Here is a 21,851-nt window from a genome sequence, read left to right as displayed (position 1 = left end):
ACCGGGTTGAAGCGCAAGTCAGCTAAAGCTCTCGTGCAGCATCGGATACAGCGAAGCCACCAACAGCAAGGCCATGCCCCAGTTGAAGATCCGCAACCAGCGCCGATCACGCAGGACATTGCGCAACAGGCTGCCGCAAGCCACCCAGACGCTGACGCTTGGCAGGTTGATGATGGCGAACACCGCAGCGATGACGATCACATTGGTGAAATAGCCCTGCAGCGGTGTGTAGGTGCTGATGGCGCCAATCGCCATGATCCACGCCTTGGGGTTGACCCACTGAAACGCCGCCGCACCCCAATAGCTGATGGGCTTGGCGTGACCTTGTTCGGCTTCGGAGACGGGACCCGAATGGGCGATTTTCCACGCCAGATACAGCAAATAGCCCGCGCCGACATAACGCAGCACGCTGTAAAGCACAGGATAGGTTTGAAACACCGCGCCCAGGCCAAAACCGACGGCGAGCACAAGGATGAAGAAGCCGCAGGTGATGCCGAGCATGTGTGGGATGGAGCGGTTGAAACCGAAATTGACGCCCGAGGCCAGCAACATCGTGTTGTTCGGGCCCGGGGTGATCGAGGTCACCAGGGCGAACAGAGCAAAACCCAGCAGTAAATCCAGCGAGAGTGTCATGGGGTGATTCCATCAGGGTCGGTCAGGTATTGACCCTATCGCAGCCCACGCGTGAAACCCACGGACAGTTAGGTGAAACTTCGAGCAGTACAGTCGCTTAGCTGGCGTGGCCGTGAAGCGGCACAGCGCGCTCGGCGTTCATCTCGCCACGCTGGTCAAAACCGAAAGTTTTCTGCGGCTGGCCGAGCAATTCAGCTTTTTTCGCCTGATATTCATCAAACGACAAACCACGCCGATTCAAGGCTTCCAGCGCCAGCTCTTTGGTTTCTTCGGCGGTGTACGGGCGCAACTCCGGTGACTGATGAGTGGCGCAACCGGCGAGCACCGACGCGACCAATATCAATGAGGTGAGGAGTAAATGGTTCATGGGGAGGCTTCCTGCGAGCGGGTCTTGAGCAATGGACACAGGCTACTCCCGCCCCTTGAGCGACAAAAATCACCGCTCTCGATAGTCGCTATTGATAGTTGCTATCGATCGATACGTTGCTTGCTGCCGTTTTGTACGGACCATCGAAACGAACTGCCGGTTTATCGTTGATGGCGCAACAGTGGCGATGCTGCAACCCGTCGGCCACTCGGTTGCCTGGATGGGGCTGGCCTATAGTCAATCGGCCGGAAATCGGCGAAGGATTTGCGACATCCCCCCAATAAAAAATGGAGAACGGTCATGAGCGTTAAACCCATTCCCGAGGGTTATCACAGCGTCACGCCCTACTTGGGAATCCAGAAATCTGCCGAGGCAATCGACTTTTACAAAAAAGCCTTCGGCGCCACGGAAGTCATGCGCCTGGCGATGCCCGACGGCAGCATCGGCCATGCAGAACTGCGCATTGGCGACTGCGCCATCATGCTCGGTACACCCTGCGATCAAGGTCCGCTGAGCAACCCCGACAAATCGCCGTCCGTGGGCCTGCATCTGTATGTCGTGGATGTGGACAAAAGCTACGCCCAAGCGATCAAGGCGGGCGGCACGGTAGTTTCGGAAGTGAAAGATCAGTTCTACGGCGACCGCTCGGGCACCTTGAAGGACCCCTTCGGCCATGTGTGGTTCCTGTCGACCCGCAAGGAAAACCTGACTCAAGCGCAGATCGAAGAGCGGGCAAAAGAGATGTTCAAGCCGCAATAACCCACACACCGCAGGAGCGCCACCCGGGCGCTCCTGCGGATCCGTCACGGCGCACGGATTTTCTGCAACTGCCGAGGCTGTTGCAGATCAACCGACTGGCCATCCTCATCGCACCCTACGGACAGACGAGGAACAGGTCTTTACCGAGCTGTCAGTGATTTGTCCATGGGGACCGCCGTGAGCCCTGCAACACTGAAGGTTTCTGCACAGCGTCGGTAGCCGAGGTGCTGGAAAAAATCTTCGCTGGTGCAGGTGCTGTTGAGTCGCGTCTGACTGAAACCCCGTTCGATCAACCAGGTTTCGAGGCCCTGCATCAACGCCTGTCCGGCACCGCGCCGAAACCATTCCGGCAGGACGTAACAAAACCCGACTTTGCCGCTGACAGCAGCCATGGCCACGCCAATCGGTTTGTCATCCAACAGCGCAAGGTTCAGGTACAGGTGTGGGTCGGCCAACCAGGGCTGCACATGTTCTACGGTTTTGTTGTGGGTCCAGGCCGCGACGACTTTCGGGTCATTGCGGTGATCCGCAGCGCACCCGACCTTGATCGAGCGCTCGACGATCCGGCTGATGATCCCGGCGTCCGCGGGCACGGCTTTGCAGATGTGTATGCAGGCATCCATAGCGCTATCACCTCAATCCATTGAGTCAAAGCTGCGAGGGACGATAGCGCCGCAAGGGTCAGGTGGCTAATAGAGAGAAGTTACATTTGATGTACGACATGGAACTCATGTGGGAGCGAGCCTGCTCGCGAAAGCGGTGGCACATCCAGCATTGATGTGACTGAGAGACCGCCATCGCGAGCAAGCTCGCTCCCACAGGGGTTGTGTGTGTTTGTCAGGCTGACTGCAACGGCATCGTCAGTTCAACCCGTAAGCCGTCGGCGCGGCTGTCGAAATGCAGCACGCAGCCGCAGCGCTGGACGATTGCCTGGACAATCGCCAGACCAAGCCCGCAACCGGTGCTCGCGCCGTTGCGCCAGAAGCGTTGGGTCAGGTGTTGCAAATCCTCGGTGGCGATTCCCGGACCGTGGTCACGCACCTGAAAACGCACACGGTTGCCGGTGGTTTCCAGACTCAGCTCCACCGCCGCCTCGGCTGGAGTGTGGCGCAAGGCGTTGTCCAGCAGGTTGCGCAAGGCGGCAATCGACAGCACCGCAGGCATTTGCACCGGCGCCTGAGAATAACTCGCCGGCAAGTGCAGTTTGATCCGCTGACGATCACCGCTGGCCGCGTCCTGAATCGCCAAACGGGCTACCTGCTCGGCGCTGCACTGCACACCATCGTCGAACGACAGACTACCTTCGACCCGAGCCAGCAACAGCAGTTGCTCAAGCGTCCGGTGCAAGCGGTCGGCGCCTTCCTCGGCACGGGCCAGGGACTGATCACGGGCGGTGCCTTCGGTCATGCGCGCCACTTGCAGGTGCGTCTTGATCGCCGTCAGCGGACTGCGCAGCTCATGGGCGGCGTCGCCAGTCAGCCGCCGCTCGCGCTCGATGGTCTTGCCGATCCGCTGGAGCAGCTGATTCTGGGTTTCCAGCAACGGTTGCAGTTCGCTCGGCAGCGGCTGGATCTGCAACGGTTCAAGGGAATCGGCGCTACGACGCATCAAGGCATCGCGCATGCGATTAAGCGGCGCCAGGCCTTGGCCGATCCCCAGCCAAAGCAGGCACAGACAACCGAGCAACGCCACGCCCACCGGCACCGACGCGGCCAGCAATACCGACATGTTCAGCGCCTCGCGCTCGACTTGCCGGTCGGCCGTGGTGATGCGCACATCTCCGCGAGCCAGGGTGAAACTGCGCCAGCGCGCACCGTCGATCATCTGGTCATGGAAGCCCATCTTTTCGGCTTCCAGAGTTTGTTCGGGAGTGCTGTGGCTGCGAGCAAGAATCTCGCCGCGCAAGGAGCTGACCTGACAGGCCATGCCCCCCGGAATATTCAATTGTTCAGCACTGAAATGCGTGCCATCGCCTTTGCTCGGCAGGGCCGGCAACTGCTCCAGCAGCCCGGCGACCATCCGCGCCGAGGCCACCAGTCGCTGGTCGAGGGAAAACATCATCTGATTGCGCAAGTCGCTGAGCATCCAGGCCGCGGCCAAGGCCCAGATCAGCGCGAAGGCCGCGCCGAGGGTCAGACTCAGGCGCAAACGCAAACTCATCACTTCGATTGCTCTCCGCCGTCAGCCGGCCCCAAGCGATAGCCCAAACCGCGCACGGTCTCGACAATGCCGTTGCCGAGCTTGCGCCGCAGGTGATGGATATGAACGTTGAGGGCGTTGCTTTCCAGTTCATCATTGAAGCCGTAGACGCTGTCCTTGAGTTGCTCGGTCGACAGCACCCGGCCACGGTTGTGCAACAAGGCCTGTAACAGCGATTGCTCGCGGCGCGACAGGTCCACCGGTTGACCGGCAAGCAGGGTTTCGCGACTGCTCGGGTCGTAAGTCAGGGCGCCATGTTCGATCAGATTGACGCTGCGCCCCGCCACACGGCGCAACAAGGTGTGCAGGCGCGCGGCCAGTTCACGCAGGTCAAAGGGCTTGAGCAGGTAGTCGTCGGCACCGGCTTGCAGGCCATCGACGCGGTCGGTCACCGAGTCGCGCGCGGTAAGAATCAGCACCGGAATCTCCAGGCCGTGATGGCGCAACTGCTGAAGCAGCTTCAAACCGTCTTCGTCCGGCAGCCCCAGGTCGAGCACCATAACGTCGAACTCGGCGACCTTGAGCATCGCCCGGGCAGCCGAGGCCGTGGCGACATGTTCCACCGTCAGGCCTTGGGCCGTGAGGCCGGCAACGATGCCGCTGGCGATCAGCTCATCATCTTCACAGACAAGTACGTGCATGGTGAGACCTGTAGAAAAGCATTGATTAAGAAGGCGCCGGATTAAGCGGACATTATGCCCGACGCGTCATTGCCACAAGGATAGCGCGGTTAATCATCGGTTAATCGCCACCCATCATCGTGCACCCTACTTGCACCGCGATAAGGCTTACCCATGCGTCGTCTGTTTCTACTTTTTTTTCTTTTCATCACAGGGCTGGCCCAGGCGGCATCGAATCCGTTCGAGACCAAAGCTGATTTCCTGCCGGTCGGCAAAGCCTTTGTTTTTACCTCCGAACGCCTTGAATCAGGCGAAACCCAGCTCTTCTGGCAAATTGCCGACGGCTACTACCTGTATCAGCAACGGATGAAGTTCGACGGTTTGCCCGACGCGCATAAACCGCCGCTGCCCATGGGCGAAGCCCACAGCGACGAGTTTTTTGGTGATCAGCAGGTTTATCGCCAGGGCCTGGAGTTGAAGATTCCGGCCGGTGCCAGTGGCCAGATCAAAGTGGGTTTCCAGGGCTGTGCCGATGCCGGTTTGTGTTACCCGCCGCAAACTCAGGTGATCGACCTCGGTGGCAGCACCGCGGCGGTCAGCGCCAGTGAAGCGCCGGATCAAGCCTTGGCCAGCGATCTGCAACAGCGGGCGCTGGGCTGGAGTTTGCTGGTGTTCTTTGGCCTCGGATTGCTGCTGGCCTTCGCCCCCTGCTCGCTGCCGATGTTGCCGATTCTCGCCGGTTTGATCGTCGGCAGCGGTGCCAGCCCTAAGCGCGGCTTCGCCCTGGCTGGCAGTTATGTAGTCAGCATGGCGCTGGTGTATGCGGCGCTGGGCGTAGTCGCCGCGTTGCTCGGTGCGAACTTGCAGGCATTGCTGCAGAACGTCTGGTTGCTCGGCAGTTTCGCCGTGGTGTTTGTGCTGTTGTCGTTGCCGATGTTCGGCTTTTTCGAACTACAACTGCCGGTCGCGCTGCGTGATCGCCTGGAAAACGCCAGCCGCAAACAAGGCGGCGGCAGCCTGATCGGGGCCGGTGTGCTCGGGGCTTTGTCCGGGTTGCTGGTCGGCCCATGCATGACCGCGCCGCTGGCCGGGGCCTTGCTGTACATCGCCCAGAGCGGCAACGCACTGCACGGTGGGCTGATCCTGTTCGCCATGGGCATCGGCATCGGTTTGCCGCTGTTGTTGCTGGTGACTGTCGGTAACCGTTTCCTGCCCAAACCCGGCACCTGGATGAACCTGCTCAAAGGTATCTTCGGTTTTCTGTTCCTCGGTACCGCGCTGGTGATGGTGCGGCCAGTGCTTGATGAGTCGCTGTGGATCGGTCTGTGGGGCGCGCTGTTGTTGATCATCGCCTACAGCGCCTGGCGCCAGACCGGCGGATTCGGCCGCGCTGCCCATGTGTTTGGTGGCATGGCGCTGCTTTCCGGGTTGTGGGGCAGCCTGCTGCTGATCGGTGCCGCGGGTGGCAGTGATGACCTGTTCAATCCATTGCAGGTTTACCGCGCGCAGGCGTCGAACAGCGTCGCCAGCCCCTCGGCCCACGACGCCTTCATCACCATCAAGGATCCCGCCGCGCTGCAACGCGAACTCGACGCTGCCCGCGCCCAAGGCCAGTGGGTGTTGCTGGACTACTACGCCGACTGGTGTGTGTCGTGCAAGATCATGGAGAAACAGGTGTTCGGCAAACCCCAGGTACTGGACGCGTTGAAAGAAGTCCGCTTGCTGCGTCTGGACGTGACCGCCGACAATGCCGCCAGCCGTGAACTGCTCGGCCGTTATAAAGTGCCGGGGCCGCCAAGCCTGTTGTGGATCGGCGCCGACGGCACCGAGCGCCGCAGCCAGCGCATCACCGGAGAGGTGGATGCCGCCGGTTTCCTCCAACGCTGGAACATCACCCGGGACGCTCGTTGATGCTGACCTTTACCCTCGGCACCTTTGCCATTGCGCTCAACCACCTGCTGCTGATCAGTGCCTTGGCACTGGCAACCTTTGTCGGCTGGCGGGTGGCCAAGCGCGGTGGCGAGAACCCCGAGTCAGTGCTGTTCAGCTTGTTCCTGCTGGGGCTGCTCGCTGCCAGGATCGGTTTTGTGCTCGCCTACTGGGCCCACTACCGCGATGACCCGTGGCAGATCATCGATTTGCGCGATGGCGGTTTCCTCGCCTGGCCCGGGGTGATTGCCCTGCTGCTGGCAACACTGCTGCGGGGCTGGCGTCGGCCGGCACTGCGCAAACCGTTGGGCTTCGGTGTCGGCAGCGGTCTGTTGTTCTGGTTGCTGGCGAGTTTGTCCCTGAGTCTTTACGAACAAGGCACGCGCCTGCCAGATATCGTCTTGCGCAATGCCGCCGGCGAAACCGTGCAATTGGCCGATTATCAGGGCGGCCCCTTGGTGATCAATCTTTGGGCCACCTGGTGCCCGCCCTGCCGGCGCGAAATGCCGGTGCTGGAGAACGCCCAGCAACATCGGCCCGACCTGACCTTTCTGTTCGTCAATCAGGCCGAAAGCATGCAAAGCGTCAGCACCTTCCTCGCCACCCAAGGCCTGAGCCTTTCCAACGTGCTGTTCGATGGCGGCGGCCGACTGAGCCAGGCCGTCGGATCAATGGCATTGCCGACTACGCTGTTCTACACCGCCGAGGGCCGAATGCTCGGTAGTCACCTGGGTGAACTATCAGAAGCCAGCCTCGCCCGCGCCCTGGAAAGCTTCGACTCCCCGAATTCGGCCATACAGGCCACACCCTCAAGGAAACTGCCATGTCCCGCCTCCGCCACCTGCTGACGCTGTCCCTGGGCGCAGCGCTGCTGCAAATCCCGTTGCTGCACGCCGAAGAACTGCCCGCGGCGATCCGTAAGATCGAAGCGAAAGGCGCGAAAATCATCGGCAGTTTCGATGCCCCCGATGGGTTGCGCGGCTATGCGGCGCAGTATCAGAACCGCGGCATGACCCTGTACCTGACGCCCGACGGCCAGCATGTGCTGGTCGGTAACCTGTACGACGCCGACGGCAAGGACCTGAGCGCCGAACCGTTGCAAAAACTGGTCTACGCGCCGATGGCCAAGGAAGTCTGGGCGAAGATGGACGCCAGCAACTGGATCGCCGACGGCAGCAAGGACGCACCACGCACCGTCTACCTGTTCAGCGACCCGAACTGCCCTTACTGCAATATGTTCTGGGAACAGGCCCGGCCATGGGTGAAGGCCGGCAAGGTGCAGCTGCGGCACATCATGGTCGGGATCATTCGCGAAGACAGCCCGGGCAAATCCGCTGCCCTGTTGGCCAGCAAAGACCCGAGCAAGGCCCTGGAAGACCACGAAAAGGCTGGCAAGCAAAGCTCGCTGAAAGCGCTGACGACCATTCCCGCCGCCATCCAGGCCAAACTCGACGCCAACATGAAGTTGATGGAAGAGCTCGAACTGTCCGCCACTCCGGCAATCTTCTACATGGACGACAAGGGCGAGTTGCAACAACAGCAAGGCGCGCCGTCGCCGGACAAGCTGATGAAGATTCTCGGGCCGAAGTAGTTCTGCCGTCAGCGTGTTGGTGCCCTCACCGACGCCATCGCGAGCAAGCTCGCTCCCACAGGGATATGCGATCAACTGTGGGAGCGAGCCTGCTCGCGATGGCGTCCGGATGATCGACTAAGTTCTCTCAGCCAGAAACTTCAGCAGCGCCTCGGTGACGAACTCAGGATTCTCCAGGTTCGAAATGTGCCCAGCCTCCGGCACCAACAGATACGGACAACCGATCAATTCGGCCATTTCCCTGGTTTCCGACGGTGGCCGCGGCTTGTCCTGATCACCGCACATCAGCAAGGTGGTTTCAGGGTTCAACTCGCCCAGACGCGGCAACAGATCATCACGACCAAACGTAATTCGGCCCATCGGCACGATGCTTTCACGCAAACGCTCAGGCGGCAGCGCGGCCAGTTTGGCACGGAAATCCTGATACAGCGCGGACTGAGGATCGATACCCGGACGGAAGAAAATCGGCACCACGATATCGAGTAGCTGCGGCGCAATCACACCGCTGTCTTCGATCTGCTTGAACAGCGAGAAATAGTACTGGCGAGTCGGCTCGGGTTCGACACCGACATAGGTGTCCATCAGCACCAGACCGTTGAGACGCTGCGGGGCCGACAGCGCCAGACGCACGCCCCACATGCCTCCGACCGAAAGGCCGACCAGCGTGACGCGGTCAATACCCAGATGATCAAGCAGTGCCAGTACCTGGCGCGCCTGATCATCCAGCGAAGTCATACCCTGGGGCAACGGCCCGGACTCCCCGTGCCCCCAAAGGTCCAGGGCAATCACCCGATAGTGTTGCGACAACGCCGCAATCTGCGGCGCCCACATGGCCTGGTCCCACAAGTAACTGCCGGCCAACAACACCGCTGGACCGCAGCCCTGATCAACGTAATGAAGCGATTGTCCATCAATCGTAGCGAAGGGCATCAACTGTCTCCTTTCTGAATGGGGCCCATCAAAAAAAGCCCAGGCAGCCTGAGCCGGTCAGTTTCTTCAGTCAATGCGCAAAATGCGATGACTGCACTGACGCTCGAGAACTACACCCCTCCAATTGACATTAATTATCATTACGCCTAGCTTGTCGCTCGATGCGTAGGACGGTTCCGAACCCCTGGTCGTCCCACTTACTTTTTGCAGCAAGGTGATTTCCATGACGGAACCAGTAACCACAAGCAGGTGCGACTCACCCTTACTCCAGGCGTTCGTTGATAATCGATTGATTCTGGTCAAGATCGCGGCCCGCATTACCGGCTGCCGATCCCGTGCCGAAGATGTCGTTCAGGATGCGTTTTTCAGGCTGCAATCAGCACCGCAAATCACCTCCTCGTTCAAGGCCCGGCTCAGCTACCTGTTTCAGATCGTGCGCAACCTGGCGATTGATCACTACCGCAAACAGGCGCTGGAGCAAAAGTATTCGGGCACCGAAGAAGAAGGCTTGAATGTGGTCATTCACGGCGCCTCGCCAGAAACCTCACACATCAACTTCTCGACGCTGGAAAACATCGCCGACGCCCTCGGCGAATTGCCAAGTCGCACCCGCTATGCCTTCGAGATGTATCGCCTGCACGGCGTCCCGCAAAAGGACATCGCCAAGGAACTCGGTGTGTCGCCGACCCTGGTGAACTTCATGATCCGTGATGCCCTGGTGCATTGCCGCAAGGTTTCGGGCAAACGCAGCGATACCTTCGCCCGCCGCTGAGACTTTGTTGTCTCGACAAAAAAGATCGCAGCCTACGGACGTTTCAGCTTTTGGGTACCGGCACGATGGCGATCTTGTACGGATCGAAAATCTTCAGCATCTGCCCGTTGTCCCGCAGGCCTTGCAGCAACTTGCCGAAGGTTTCTGCGCTGATCGGCGCTTGCGGACGTAACAGCGCGTAATGGTGATAAACCTGATCGATACGCTGGGATACCAGCAACTGTGCCCCGACCTTTTCATTGCGCAGCAGGTAATCGTAAAGATACGAACGTGTGACCAGTGCGATGTCGGCACGGTCGCGAAGGATCATTAAAATATTGCTGTCGTGGGAAGTCGTGAGCGTCGCGTTGTAAGTGTTCTTGAGAAATTGCGGATCAGCATTGAACCCGGCAAATTCGTAGTGATAATCCTTGTACAACGCCAGACGCTTACCTTTCAAATCGGCGAAGTAGCTCTGCTGGCGGTCCGGTTTGCTCTGTGCGACAAAGATTTCAGCATCTTCCAGCCCCATGTCGACAGTGCTGTGCGGGATATCCTTCCAGCCCCACTCCGGGTTTTCGAAGATCGCCATGTCAACCCGGGCGTCCTCGAAATCACCAAAACGACGCTGTAATGAGGTCGGCACGAGTTTGAACTGATAGTCGGTTTGCAACTTGTTCAGTGCCTCGACCAACTGCGGCAGCAGTCCGGTATCGTCGCCATTCTCCGGTCGAACGGTATAGGGAGGAAAATGCGCAGCGCCCACCTGTACCACTTGCACGGCCGAAGCCGGCAGCACGAACAGTGCGCCCAGCGCCATCAGCGAAATCCGTAAAGCCTTCCGAACTGGCGAAGACATCAAAACAAGCCCACCTTTAAAAATATATTCACTACAAAGCTAGGCGGTTTCCCCCGCTTAGACAACTTGGTGATGGCTATTTAATAAGTTTTAGCGAAACCGTCACTTTTCCTCCAGCACCAGAATCAAGGCTTCGTCGGCCAATTGATCGAGGCTCATGCTGCCGTCCGCACGAAACCAGGTGGTGGTCCAGGACAGCGCACCGGTTAGAAAACGTCGGGTTATGAACACGTCGCCGCGAATAAAACCGGCGTCTTTCGCCTCACCCAGCACTTGCAGCCAGATCTGTTCATAGATGTCGCGCAGCGCCAGCACCTGGACCTGACCTTCTTCGGACAGCGAGCGCCATTCGTAGACCAGCACCGCCATCGCTTCACCGCTACCGCCCATGATCGACTGCAATTCGCAACGGATCAGCGCCAGCACCCGCTCACGCACATTGGTCGCTTGAGCCAGCGACGCGCGCATCAACGCGGTGTTGTAGCGAATGGTTTCCTCCATCACCGCCCGCAGGATTTCATCCTTGCTTTTGAAGTGATGAAAAATACTCCCCGACTGAATCCCCACCGCACTGGCCAGGTCACGCACCGTCGTGCGCTCGTAACCCTTGTTGCGAAACAGGTGAGCGGCCATTTGCAGCAGTTTGCCGCGAGCGCTGTCAGGATCGGTCAGTTGCCCGTTGTCGACCAACTCGCGCATTACCAGCAGGGCTTTTTGCTCATCCACCCGTTCTCTCCTACAGTCGCTCAATCGAATGTGCGATCAGACCACTAAAACAGTGGGTTGCGCGGGCAATTTAAGCTGACCGGGGCGACCAAGCAAGCGCTTGGGCAGAAGATGTAACCAGCATTTACAAACCAAGCGCTTGCTTGGTAGTCTCGACTCACTTCTGTCGGAGGCTTGCAATGAACAAATCCGTTCGTATCGGCTGCGCCAGTGCCTTCTGGGGCGATACCTCGACCGCCGCCGCGCAGTTGGTTGAAGGCGCTCAGCTGGACTATCTGGTGTTCGACTATCTGGCAGAAATCACCATGTCGCTGCTGGCTGGCGCGCGAATGAAAGATCCCCAGGCCGGTTACGCGACCGACTTCGTCGACGTCCTCAGCCCGCTCCTCAAACAAATCCGCGAACAGAAAATCCGCGTGATCAGCAACGCCGGCGGGATCAATCCACTGGCCTGCGCAGCAGCGCTGCAAGCGGCGTGCGATAAGGCCGGCGTGTCGCTGAAGATCGCCGTGCTGCTGGGCGATGACCTGCAACCGCAGTTCAAGCAACTGGCTGCCTGCGGCGTGAAGGAAATGTTCAGCGGCGCGCCCCTGCCAGCGATGTGCGTGTCGACCAACGCCTACCTCGGCGCCCCCGGCATCGTCGAAGCGCTGCGCCTGGGCGCGGACATCGTCATCACCGGCAGAGTGGTCGACAGCGCGGTGGTCAGCGCCGCGTTAATGCATGAGTTCGGCTGGTCGTGGCAGGACTACGACAAACTGGCCCAGGCCGCGCTGGCCGGGCACATCATCGAATGCGGCGCGCAATGCACCGGCGGCAACTTCACCGATTGGCAAGAAGTACCGGACTACGAACACATCGGCTTTCCGATCGTCGAGGTCAGCGCCGACGGCCAGTTCATTGTCAGCAAACCTGAGGGCTCCGGCGGGTTAGTCACCCCGCTCAGCGTCGGCGAGCAGTTGCTGTATGAAATCGGCAACCCTCGCGCTTACCTGCTGCCCGATGTGGTCTGCGATTTCAGCCAGGTCAAACTCCAGCAACAAGGCCAAAACATCGTGCACGTTCACGGTGCCAAAGGCTTGCCGCCGACCCATCAGTACAAGGTCAGCGCGACTTATCCAGACGGGTTTCGCTGCACCGCCAGTTGCCTGATAGCCGGGATCGACGCAGTGGCCAAGGCGCGCCGGGTGAGTCAGGCGATCATCGCCAAGACCTCGGAGATGTTCAGCCAACGCGGCTGGGCGCCCTACAGCGAAGTGAATATCGAACTGCTCGGCAGCGAAGCGACTTATGGTCCTCACGGCCAGCGTCAAGACAGCCGCGAAGTAGTGATCAAACTGGCCGTGCGGCATCCGAACAAGCAGGCGCTGATCCTGTTCTCCCGCGAGATCGCCCAGGCCGCCACCGGCATGGCGCCAGGGCTGACCGGAATCGTCGGCGGTCGGCCGACGGTGTATCCATTGATTCGTCTGTTCTCGTTCCTGATCGACAAAAATACCTGCGCGCTGGAAATCGACCTGCAAGGCCAACGTCACCCCTGCGCCCTGCCCGCCCTCGCTCACCTCGACACTGCCACCCTGCCGGTGCCCTTTGATCCGCCCAAACCCCATGGTCGGGCCGACGCCAGTGTGGCGCTGGTGAAACTCGCAGTAGCGCGCTCCGGTGACAAGGGCAATCACAGCAACATCGGCGTCATGGCCCGCGCCCCCGAGTACCTGCCGTGGATCGCCGAAGCGCTGACGCCAGAGGTTATCGTCGACTGGATGAGTCACGTTCTCGACCCGATCCACGGACGTGTCGAGCGCTGGTATCTGCCCGGTACTCACAGCTTGAACTTTCTCCTGGAAAACGCCCTCGGTGGCGGTGGCGTGGCCAGCCTGCGGATCGACCCGCAAGGCAAGGCGTTCGCCCAGCAGCTATTGGAAATCCAGATCCCGGTGCCGCAAGGCATCGCTGACCAAGTCAACTAGAGGACGGTCGCCGTGACCTTTGATTCGATATTCAAACCCGATCTGTTTGCTGGCCAGACGATTATTGTCACGGGTGGCGGCAGCGGCATCGGTCGTTGCACCGCCCACGAGCTGGCAGCCCTTGGCGCCCACGTGCTGTTGGTCGGACGCAAACCCGAGAAGCTGCAAAAAGTCGCGGGGGAAATCATCGAGGACGGCGGTCAGGCGAGTTGGCAGGCCTGCGACATTCGCGATGAAGAAGCGGTCACGCAACGGGTCGGGCAACTGATCAAGGACCACGGGCCGATTCACGGTCTGGTCAACAACGCCGGCGGCCAATACCCGGCGCCCTTGGCCTCGATCAATCAGAAAGGTTTCGAAACCGTGCTGCGGACCAATCTGGTGGGCGGCTTTCTGATGGCTCGGGAGGTGTTCAATCAGTCGATGAGCAAGCACGGCGGAAGCATCGTCAACATGCTCGCCGACATGTGGGGCGGCATGCCCGGCATGGGTCACTCGGGCGCGGCGCGTTCGGGTATGGACAACTTCACCAAGACCGCCGCGTTCGAATGGGGTTACGCCGGGGTGCGGGTCAACGCGGTGGCGCCGGGGTGGATCGCCTCCAGCGGCATGGACACCTACGAAGGTGCGTTCAAGGCAGTGATCCCGACCCTGCGCGAACACGTACCGCTCAAACGTATCGGCACCGAATCGGAAGTCAGCGCAGCGATCGTTTTCCTGCTCAGCCCGGCGGCGTCCTTTATCAGCGGCAGCACGCTGCGGATCGACGGTGCGGCGAGCCTCGGCGGTCGCGCCTGGCCGCTGCACAAGGCGCAGCACAGTGAGTCGTTCAATGGCTTTCACCGCGCGGGCTTACCAGACGTGCTGAAGGACGAGGACTGATCGATGCCGCTGATTGAATCGCAACTCGCCCCCCACAGCCCGCAGTTTGCACAGAACCGCGAGGCAATGCTGAGCAGCATCGAGCAGTTCCGTCAGCTGGAGCGCAACCTGCTGAGTAAAGCGGCCGAAGCCAAATCGAAATTCGACAAGCGCGGGCAGCTCTTGCCACGCGAACGACTGAACCTGCTGCTCGACCCCGGCGCGCCGTTTCTCGAACTGGCCAGCCTGGCCGGCTACAAACTGCATGACGACAAGGACGGCAGCCAGGCCGGTGGCGGGTTGATCGCCGGGATTGGTTATGTATCCGGCGTGCGCGTGCTGGTGGTCGCCAACAACAGCGCGATCAAGGGCGGAACCATTTCCCCCAGCGGCCTGAAGAAGTGCTTGCGCCTGCAACAGATCGCCATGGAAAACAAACTGCCGGTGATCACCCTCGCCGAGAGCGGCGGCGCCAACCTCAATTACGCCGCGGAGATTTTCGTCGAGGGCGCGCGCTGTTTCGCCAATCAGGCGCGGATGTCGGCCATGGGCTTGCCGCAAATCACTGTGGTGCACGGTTCGGCCACCGCCGGCGGCGCTTATCAGCCGGGGCTCTCGGACTACGTGGTGGTGGTGCGTGGCAAGGCCAAGCTGTTTCTCGCCGGCCCCCCGCTGCTCAAGGCCGCCACTGGCGAAGTCGCCACCGATGAAGCTCTCGGCGGTGCCGAGATGCACGCACAAACCGCCGGCACCGCCGAATACCTGGCCGAAAACGATGCCGATGGCGTGCGCCTGGTACGTGAAATCGTCAGCCTGTTGCCGTGGAATGCGCGACTGGCGCGGCACAGCGCCGAACACTGGGACGAGCCGCTTTATCCCATCGACGAACTGCTGGGATTGATTCCCGACGATCCGAAAAAGCCCTACGACGTGCGCGAGATCATTGCCCGTATCGCCGATGGCTCGTGCTTCCTCGAGTTCAAGGGCGAGTTCGATCAGCAGACGATTTGCGGTCATTTAAAGATCCAGGGACGGCCCTGCGGCGTTATCGGCAACAACGGTCCGATCACTCCGCAAGGTGCGAGCAAGGCTGCGCAGTTCATCCAGCTCTGCGATCAAAGCCAGACACCGCTGCTGTTTTTCCATAACACCACCGGTTTCATGGTCGGCACCGAGTCGGAACAGCAAGGGGTGATCAAACACGGCGCGAAGATGATTCAGGCGGTGGCCAACGCTCGGGTGCCGAAGCTGACGATTGTGGTCGGCGGCTCTTACGGTGCCGGTAACTATGCGATGTGCGGCCGTGGGCTTGACCCGCGTTTCATCTTTGCCTGGCCCAACAGCCGCACCGCCGTCATGGGCGGCGCCCAGGCCGGCAAGGTGCTGCGCATTGTCACGGAAGCCAAGCAGGCCAAGGACGGTTTGGTTCCGGACCCGAAGATGCTCGACATGCTCGAACAGGTCACCGCGCAAAAACTCGACAGCCAGTCCACCGCACTTTATGGCAGCGCCAACCTGTGGGACGACGGGCTGATCGATCCTCGGGATACCCGCACCTTGCTCGGCTACCTGCTGGATATCTGCCATGAAGCCGAGGTTCGTCAGCTGCAACCGAACAGTTTTGGTATCGCACGTTTTTGAAACTCTGATCACCTTCAGGTTTAGGGAGAACAATAAAAATGATCTTCACCCAGGAACACGAAGAACTGCGCCGTACCGTCCGTCATTTTGTCGAGCGCGAAATCAATCCGCACGTCGATGAGTGGGAAAAAGCCGGACGTTTTCCGATCCACGAGATTTTCCGCAAGGCCGGTGCGCTCGGTCTGCTGGGGATTTCCAAACCGGAAAAATTCGGTGGCATGGGCCTGGACTACAGCTATTCGATTGTCGCCGCTGAAGAGTTCGGGACCATTCATTGCGGCGGAATTCCGATGTCGATTGGCGTGCAGACCGACATGTGCACCCCGGCCCTCGCCCGTTTCGGCTCGGATGAATTGCGTGAAGAGTTCCTTCGTCCGGCGATCACCGGTGAACAGGTCGGCTGCATTGGCGTCTCGGAAGTGGGTGCCGGCTCTGACGTCGCCGGACTGAAAACCACCGCACGCAAGGACGGCGACGACTACGTGATCAACGGCAGCAAGATGTGGATCACCAACTCCCCAAGCGCCGACTTCATCTGCCTGCTGGCCAACACCTCGGACGACAAGGCGCACATCAACAAGTCGCTGATCATGGTGCCGATGAACAGCCCTGGCATCAGCCTCAGCTCGCACCTGGACAAACTCGGTATGCGCAGTTCGGAAACCGCCCAGGTGTTTTTCGACAATGTGCGCGTGCCGCAACGCAACCGCATCGGCCACGAAGGCGCAGGCTTCATGATGCAAATGCTGCAGTTTCAGGAAGAACGCCTGTTCGGCGCGGCCAATATGATCAAGGGCCTGGAATATTGCATCGACAGCACCATTGAGTACTGCAAGGACCGCCAGACCTTCGGCACTGCACTGATCGACAACCAGGTGATTCACTTTCGCCTCGCCGAGCTTTCAACCGAAATCGAGTGCCTGCGGGCGCTGGTCTACCAGGCCACCGAGCAATACGTCAAAGGCCAGGACGTCACGCGTCTGGCGTCCATGGCCAAGCTCAAGGCCGGGCGGCTGGGCCGGGAAGTCAGCGACAGTTGCCTGCAATACTGGGGTGGCATGGGCTACATGTGGGACAACCCGGTGGCCCGCGCTTACCGCGATGTGCGGCTGGTGTCGATCGGCGGCGGCGCCGACGAAATCATGTTGGGGATCATCTGCAAATTGATGGGCATCCTGCCCGGGAAGAAAAAATGAACACCCTGCCCGTTTGCCAGACTCTGCTGCTGGAACCGCACAATGGCGTCCTGCATATCACCTTGAACCGGCCGGACTGCCGCAACGCCATGAGCTTGCAGATGGTCGCCGAATTGCGTGCGGTATTCGCGGCGGTACGCGACGACCGGGACATCCGCGCATTAGTGCTCGGCGGTGCCGGCGGCCATTTTTGTGCCGGTGGCGATTTGAAAGACATGGCCAACGCCCGTGCTCAAGGTCAGGAGGCTTACCGCGAATTGAACCGCGCGTTTGGCGCCCTACTTGAAGAAGCCCAGCACGCGCCGCAAGTGCTGATCACGGTGTTGCAAGGCGCAGTGCTCGGCGGCGGGTTCGGTCTGGCCTGTGTCAGCGATATTGCCATGACCGACCACAATGCCCAGTTCGGCTTGCCGGAAACCAGCCTCGGCCTGCTGCCGGCGCAAATCGCTCCATTTGTGGTCCAGCGTATCGGTCTGACCCAGGCGCGACGCCTGGCGCTGACCGCCGCGCGTTTTGACGGGCATGAGGCGCGGCGTCTGGGGCTGGTGCACTTTGTCGAACACGATGCACAAGCCCTGGCCGAACGCCTGGATGCGGTGCTCGCGCATGTTTTGTGTTGCGCTCCCGGCGCCAATGCCGCGACCAAAGCCTTGTTGCTGGCCAGCACCGAGCAGCCGCTGGGGCCGTTGCTCGACCAGGCGGCCGAGTGGTTCAGCGAAGCCGTGACCGGGGCGGAAGGCGTCGAAGGGACGATGGCATTCGTACAAAAGCGCAAACCGGGGTGGGCGCCCTAAGAGCATCGCGAGCAGGCTCGCTCCCACAGTTGATCTTCGGCGTGCATGAGATAGTGCAAACGCCCCAGATCCAATGTGGGAGCGAGCTTGCTCGCGATGAGGCCCTCAAACACACCGCATACACCAAGGGAACCTAAACATGCCCACCCTGCGCAAAATCCTCATCGCCAACCGCGGTGAAATCGCCTGCCGCATCCTGCGCACCGCTCAAGCGCTGGGTTATCGCACGGTGGCGGTGTTCAGCGATGCCGACGCCGACGCCCCGCATGTGCGCATGGCCGATGAGGCGGTCAACATCGGTCCCGCTGCCGTTACGCAGTCCTACCTGAACGGCGCGGCGATCATCGACGCGGCACAGCGCAGCGGTGCAGACGCGATCCATCCCGGTTACGGTTTTCTCTCGGAAAACGCTGACTTCGCCACCGCCTGCGCCCGGGCCGGCATCACCTTTATCGGCCCAAGCCCTGCGGCCATCGAACTGATGGGCAGCAAACGTTTGTCGAAAATCGCCATGCTCGCCGCTGGCGTGCCGTGCATCGCCGGTTACCAAGGGGCTGAGCAGGACGACGCCACCCTCTGCCGCGAAGCCGAACGCATCGGCTATCCGCTGATGATCAAGGCCAGCGCCGGTGGTGGTGGACGTGGCATGCGCCTGGTGCACAGCGCGGGTGAATTGCTTGCGCAGATCCGCACCGCACGCTCCGAAGCCCTGCACGCGTTTGGCAGCGACGAGCTGATTCTTGAACAAGCGCTGATCGATCCGCGTCATGTTGAAATCCAGCTATTCGGCGACCAGCACGGCAACCTGATTTACCTTGGCGAGCGCGACTGTTCGATCCAGCGGCGCCATCAAAAAGTCATCGAGGAAGCGCCTTGCCCGGTGATGACCGCTGAATTGCGCCAGGCCATGGGCGAGGCCGCGCTGCAGGCCGGGCGCGCCGTGAATTACGTCGGCGCCGGTACCGTGGAGTTCTTGCTCGATGCGCGGGGCCAGTTTTACTTTCTGGAGATGAACACCCGCTTGCAGGTCGAGCACCCGGTGACCGAGCTGATCACCGGTCTGGACCTGGTGGCCTGGCAACTGGATGTCGCCGCGGGGTTGCCGCTGCCGTTGCGCCAGCAACAGGTCGAACTCAAGGGCCACGCGATGGAAGTGCGCCTTTACGCCGAAGATCCGGCTCAGGGTTTCCTGCCCCAGACCGGGCAGATCACGCGCTGGGAACCGGCCCTGGCGGACGGGGTACGCATCGACCACGGCTTGCTGGAAGGTCAGTATGTCAGTCCGTTTTATGACCCGATGCTCGGCAAAATCATCGCCTACGGCGCTACCCGCGAAGAGGCTCGGCGCAAATTGCTGCGGGCCGTCGAAGACAGCGCCTTGTTGGGCCTGCAGACCAATCAGCGTTTGCTCGGCGGCTTGCTGGAGCATCCACGGTTTATCGCCGGGGACTTCAATACCGGGTTCATCGCGCAACACTTCGTCGATCACCCGAGCCTTCACCCGCACGCGCCCACGGCCGAAGAGCTGGCCATCGCCGCGGCGCTGTTCTATCAGCAGTCCGCTGGTGTCCACCCGCCAGGACTCGCCGGTTGGCGCAACAACGCCAACGCGCCGCTGCAGCAACAAATCGGTCTCAACGACGGTCGCTGGTCAACCGAAGTGAGCGTCCTGCCCGACAGGCAATTACGCATTCAGGTGGCCGGAGAAACGCTGCAACTGAAACTATTCGATATCAACGAACGCTGGGCCAACCTGGAAATCAACGGCATTCGCCGACGCTACGCCTATCAACTGGCCGCCGGACAACTGTGGTTGTTCACCCGCCCCGGCAGCCTGCTGCTGCAAGACCGGACGCTGGCGCCCGTCAGCGGCCAGGTCAGCGCCAGCACCGGCACGCTGAAAGCGCCGATGGATGGTGCGATCGTCGAAGTGCTGGTCAGCGAAGGCTCACCGGTAAGCAAAGGGCAACTGTTGCTGGTGCTGGAGGCGATGAAAATGGAGCATCCGCTCAAGGCCGGCATCGACGGTGTGATCAAACGGTTGCAGGTCAGCCCCGGCGATCAGGTCAAAAATCGTCAGATTTTGTTGGAGGTTGAATAAGCCGCTAGGCGGATCCACCGCGTTTGGCTACGCTCAGCCTCATCAGGACGCGGAAACCAGGAAACCTGCGATGCCTCATTGGCTGGTAATTGATCTCGAAGCGACAACTGATGACGGCGGCTGGCCAGTCACCGAGATGGAAATCATCGAAATCGGCGCCACTCTGGTCAGTCGCGAAGGCCGCGAGCTGGACTCCTTCCAGCGCTTCGTCCGGCCCCTGCGACGGCCGCTGCTGACGCCCTTCTGTCGCGAGCTGACCCACATCACACAAGCCAATATCGACGCGGCCCAGCCGCTGACCGAGGTTTGGCCGCTGTTCGAGCGTTGGCTCGGCCAGCATCACACACGCCTCGAAGGCTGGGCCAGTTGGGGCGATTACGACCGCAAACAACTGCTTCAGGAGTGGCAGCACCTGCAACTCGACAGCGCCCTGAGCCGAGTCCCGCACATGAATCTGAAACAGCGCTTCGCCAAGGCCCGCCGACTGGAGCGGCCGCTTGGGCTCAATGGCGCGCTGCAACTGGCCGGGATGCAATTTACCGGTCAACAGCACCGGGCCCTGGAAGATGCACGTAATACCGCGCGCCTGTTACCGCTGGTTCTTCCTTGAGTGCAACAGGTGACGGGCGAAAAGGCCTTGTGCATACTGGCCGGCCTTTTTAGCCCATTTCGAGGAATCGCCCATGTTTAAAGTCAACGAGTACTTCGACGGCACCGTCAAGTCGATTGCCTTCGGCACTGCTGAAGGTCCGGCCACTATTGGCGTCATGGCACCGGGCGAATACGAATTCGGCACCAGCCAGCGTGAAATCATGCACGTGGTTTCCGGCGCCCTGACCGTCAAACTGCCTGACAGCAGCGACTGGGAAACCTTCGCCGCCGGCAGCCAGTTCAACGTACCGGCCAACAGCAAGTTCCAACTGAAAGTCGCCGTCGACACCGCTTACCTGTGTGAATACCGCGGCTAAGCGTTTCACCACGATAAAAAAAATGCCCGTGTCCTTGGACACGGGCATTTTTCGTTCAGACGCTGGAGCGTTATTCGAGGATCGTTACCGGCATGCCGACTTCAAGCCGGCCATTGCCGTCATTGACCAGGTTCTGACCGAACATCGCACCATCCTCCTGAGCACGGTATTTTTGCAGCGTTGCCAGGGGTTCGCGGTCATCGCTGCGCTCACCGGTCTTCGGGTCAATGGTGGTGAGGATGCAGCGTGAACACGGCTTGACCACGCGGAACTCGACATCGCCAATCCGAATGCGCTTCCAGCCATCTTCGGCAAACGCCTCACTGCCCTCGATCACCAGATTCGGTCGAAAACGCAGCATCTCCAGTGGTCGGCCAACGCGTTGCGACAAGTCCTCAAGCGAAGCCTGGCCAATCAACAGCAGCGGAAAACCGTCGGCAAAGGCGACTTTATCGTCATCCTTGCCATAGCCGGCCTGAGTAGTACGGGCCAGCGTCTCGGGCACTTGCACCAACCGGGTCGGCTTGCCAATAAACTCACTGACCCAGGCACCGGCCGCATCACCGGCATCAGGAACCCGCAAGGTATCGCGCCAGATGGTCACGCCACGCAGTTCAGCATCGCTGGCAGGCAGGGCAATATCGATCGGCGAGCGACCGGGCGCACTGAGCGTCAGGCCACCAGCGGTATTCCACAACGCCGACAACTGGCTCATGTCCGATACCGCGCGTTGCGTCAGGAAGCGTCCGCTGGACTCATCCACCAACATCCAGCGCCGATCCCCTTCCAGCCCAAGTTTGTCCAGACTGGCCTGTTGCAGGGTTTCGCCCTTGCCAGACTTGAGTGGATAACGGTAAAGCGCGCTCAGACGCAACATGGCCAGCTCCCTGGGGGGCAAAAGCGCCACGATATACGAGCCGGCTGACGAATCAAAGAAGCACATCACGGGCAGACGC

General features: G+C 60.5%; 22 protein-coding genes. 13 read left to right on the top strand and 9 right to left on the bottom strand.

All coding sequences use genetic code 11. From position 1 onward, the window contains the following. Window positions 1-18: 18 nt before the first annotated feature. Together AC1RKH_RS20785 and AC1RKH_RS20780 are read right to left on the bottom strand one after the other, a co-directional pair. Window positions 19-633: a LysE family translocator gene (locus AC1RKH_RS20785; RefSeq protein WP_123428839.1), complete on the bottom strand. Its 615-nt coding sequence runs from the start codon at window positions 631-633 to the stop codon at window positions 19-21. 97 nt (window positions 634-730) lie between these two features. Continuing rightward, the gene (locus tag AC1RKH_RS20780) at window positions 731-1,000 is read right to left on the bottom strand and encodes a hypothetical protein (RefSeq protein WP_493063191.1); all 270 of its coding nucleotides are present in this window, start codon (window positions 998-1,000) and stop codon (window positions 731-733) included. A gap of 300 nt (window positions 1,001-1,300) precedes the next feature. Between AC1RKH_RS20780 and AC1RKH_RS20775 the strand changes: the two genes are divergently transcribed. Next, window positions 1,301-1,759 carry a VOC family protein gene (locus AC1RKH_RS20775; protein ID WP_123428843.1) on the top strand — a complete coding sequence of 153 codons (459 nt, stop codon included), beginning with the start codon at window positions 1,301-1,303 and terminating at the stop codon, window positions 1,757-1,759. A gap of 140 nt (window positions 1,760-1,899) precedes the next feature. Here the strand turns inward: AC1RKH_RS20775 and AC1RKH_RS20770 are convergent, their stop codons facing one another. The 3 genes from AC1RKH_RS20770 to AC1RKH_RS20760 form a co-directional block, all read right to left on the bottom strand. Further along, window positions 1,900-2,382 (bottom strand): GNAT family N-acetyltransferase, encoded by a 483-nt coding sequence (locus AC1RKH_RS20770; protein ID WP_493063192.1) that lies wholly within the window; start codon window positions 2,380-2,382, stop codon window positions 1,900-1,902. A gap of 214 nt (window positions 2,383-2,596) precedes the next feature. Further along, window positions 2,597-3,922 carry an ATP-binding protein gene (locus AC1RKH_RS20765; protein WP_493063193.1) on the bottom strand — a complete coding sequence of 442 codons (1,326 nt, stop codon included), beginning with the start codon at window positions 3,920-3,922 and terminating at the stop codon, window positions 2,597-2,599. Continuing rightward, on the bottom strand, window positions 3,919-4,599 hold the full coding sequence (locus AC1RKH_RS20760; RefSeq protein ID WP_123428850.1) for a response regulator: 681 nt from the start codon (window positions 4,597-4,599) through the stop codon (window positions 3,919-3,921). The genes AC1RKH_RS20765 and AC1RKH_RS20760 overlap by 4 nt, the downstream gene beginning before the upstream one ends. Window positions 4,600-4,752: 153 nt before the next feature. On the opposite strand from AC1RKH_RS20760, the gene dsbD reads away from it, so the two are divergent. From dsbD to dsbG, 3 genes are read left to right on the top strand one after another with little or no spacing between them, the layout of a single operon-like run. Next, window positions 4,753-6,489, top strand: a complete 1,737-nt coding sequence (dsbD, locus tag AC1RKH_RS20755; RefSeq protein WP_493063194.1) for a protein-disulfide reductase DsbD — start codon at window positions 4,753-4,755, stop codon at window positions 6,487-6,489. Further along, window positions 6,489-7,355: a TlpA family protein disulfide reductase gene (locus AC1RKH_RS20750; RefSeq protein ID WP_493063195.1), complete on the top strand. Its 867-nt coding sequence runs from the start codon at window positions 6,489-6,491 to the stop codon at window positions 7,353-7,355. Before dsbD ends, AC1RKH_RS20750 begins: the two co-directional genes overlap by 1 nt. After that, window positions 7,331-8,098, top strand: coding sequence for a thiol:disulfide interchange protein DsbG (dsbG, locus tag AC1RKH_RS20745; protein ID WP_493063196.1), 768 nt, complete (start codon window positions 7,331-7,333; stop codon window positions 8,096-8,098). The genes AC1RKH_RS20750 and dsbG overlap by 25 nt, the downstream gene beginning before the upstream one ends. Window positions 8,099-8,215: 117 nt before the next feature. On the opposite strand, the gene AC1RKH_RS20740 is transcribed toward dsbG, so the two are convergent. Next, window positions 8,216-9,028, bottom strand: coding sequence for an alpha/beta fold hydrolase (locus AC1RKH_RS20740; protein ID WP_493063197.1), 813 nt, complete (start codon window positions 9,026-9,028; stop codon window positions 8,216-8,218). A gap of 223 nt (window positions 9,029-9,251) precedes the next feature. Here AC1RKH_RS20740 and AC1RKH_RS20735 point away from each other — a divergent pair, with 223 nt between their 5' ends. Further along, the gene (locus tag AC1RKH_RS20735) at window positions 9,252-9,800 is read left to right on the top strand and encodes an RNA polymerase factor sigma-70 (RefSeq protein ID WP_493063198.1); all 549 of its coding nucleotides are present in this window, start codon (window positions 9,252-9,254) and stop codon (window positions 9,798-9,800) included. A gap of 43 nt (window positions 9,801-9,843) precedes the next feature. Here AC1RKH_RS20735 and AC1RKH_RS20730 read toward each other — a convergent pair whose 3' ends face one another. Continuing rightward, a complete protein-coding gene (locus tag AC1RKH_RS20730; protein ID WP_493063199.1) occupies window positions 9,844-10,638 on the bottom strand; it encodes a substrate-binding periplasmic protein in 795 nt (264 codons plus the stop codon). A gap of 102 nt (window positions 10,639-10,740) precedes the next feature. Then, window positions 10,741-11,364, bottom strand: a complete 624-nt coding sequence (locus AC1RKH_RS20725; protein ID WP_123428864.1) for a TetR/AcrR family transcriptional regulator — start codon at window positions 11,362-11,364, stop codon at window positions 10,741-10,743. A gap of 179 nt (window positions 11,365-11,543) precedes the next feature. Here AC1RKH_RS20725 and AC1RKH_RS20720 point away from each other — a divergent pair, with 179 nt between their 5' ends. The 8 genes from AC1RKH_RS20720 to ppnP all read left to right on the top strand — a co-directional run bounded on the left by AC1RKH_RS20720 (window position 11,544) and on the right by ppnP (window position 20,895). Next, window positions 11,544-13,334, top strand: coding sequence for an acyclic terpene utilization AtuA family protein (locus AC1RKH_RS20720; RefSeq protein ID WP_493063200.1), 1,791 nt, complete (start codon window positions 11,544-11,546; stop codon window positions 13,332-13,334). 12 nt (window positions 13,335-13,346) lie between these two features. Continuing rightward, on the top strand, window positions 13,347-14,216 hold the full coding sequence (locus AC1RKH_RS20715; RefSeq protein WP_493063201.1) for an SDR family oxidoreductase: 870 nt from the start codon (window positions 13,347-13,349) through the stop codon (window positions 14,214-14,216). Window positions 14,217-14,219: 3 nt separating this feature from the next. Continuing rightward, a complete protein-coding gene (gene atuC / locus AC1RKH_RS20710) occupies window positions 14,220-15,836 on the top strand; it encodes a geranyl-CoA carboxylase subunit beta (RefSeq protein ID WP_493063202.1) in 1,617 nt (538 codons plus the stop codon). 38 nt (window positions 15,837-15,874) lie between these two features. Next, window positions 15,875-17,032 (top strand): citronellyl-CoA dehydrogenase, encoded by a 1,158-nt coding sequence (gene atuD / locus AC1RKH_RS20705; protein WP_493063203.1) that lies wholly within the window; start codon window positions 15,875-15,877, stop codon window positions 17,030-17,032. Continuing rightward, window positions 17,029-17,826, top strand: a complete 798-nt coding sequence (locus AC1RKH_RS20700) for an enoyl-CoA hydratase/isomerase family protein (RefSeq protein ID WP_493063204.1) — start codon at window positions 17,029-17,031, stop codon at window positions 17,824-17,826. Before atuD ends, AC1RKH_RS20700 begins: the two co-directional genes overlap by 4 nt. Before the next feature lie 139 nt (window positions 17,827-17,965). Next, the gene (locus AC1RKH_RS20695) at window positions 17,966-19,927 is read left to right on the top strand and encodes an acetyl/propionyl/methylcrotonyl-CoA carboxylase subunit alpha (RefSeq protein WP_493063205.1); all 1,962 of its coding nucleotides are present in this window, start codon (window positions 17,966-17,968) and stop codon (window positions 19,925-19,927) included. Between the two features lie 70 nt (window positions 19,928-19,997). Then, window positions 19,998-20,537 (top strand): 3'-5' exonuclease, encoded by a 540-nt coding sequence (locus AC1RKH_RS20690; RefSeq protein WP_493063206.1) that lies wholly within the window; start codon window positions 19,998-20,000, stop codon window positions 20,535-20,537. A gap of 73 nt (window positions 20,538-20,610) precedes the next feature. Next, a complete protein-coding gene (gene ppnP / locus AC1RKH_RS20685) occupies window positions 20,611-20,895 on the top strand; it encodes a pyrimidine/purine nucleoside phosphorylase (protein WP_007940055.1) in 285 nt (94 codons plus the stop codon). 70 nt (window positions 20,896-20,965) lie between these two features. On the opposite strand, the gene AC1RKH_RS20680 is transcribed toward ppnP, so the two are convergent. Then, the gene (locus AC1RKH_RS20680; RefSeq protein WP_493063207.1) at window positions 20,966-21,772 is read right to left on the bottom strand and encodes an MOSC domain-containing protein; all 807 of its coding nucleotides are present in this window, start codon (window positions 21,770-21,772) and stop codon (window positions 20,966-20,968) included. Window positions 21,773-21,851: the final 79 nt, after the last annotated feature.

The organism is Pseudomonas sp. GW822-FHT06B12 (assembly GCF_058799675.1).
The sequence above is the reverse complement of the archived record's forward strand: the minus strand, read 5'-3'. Positions and strand labels throughout refer to the sequence as shown.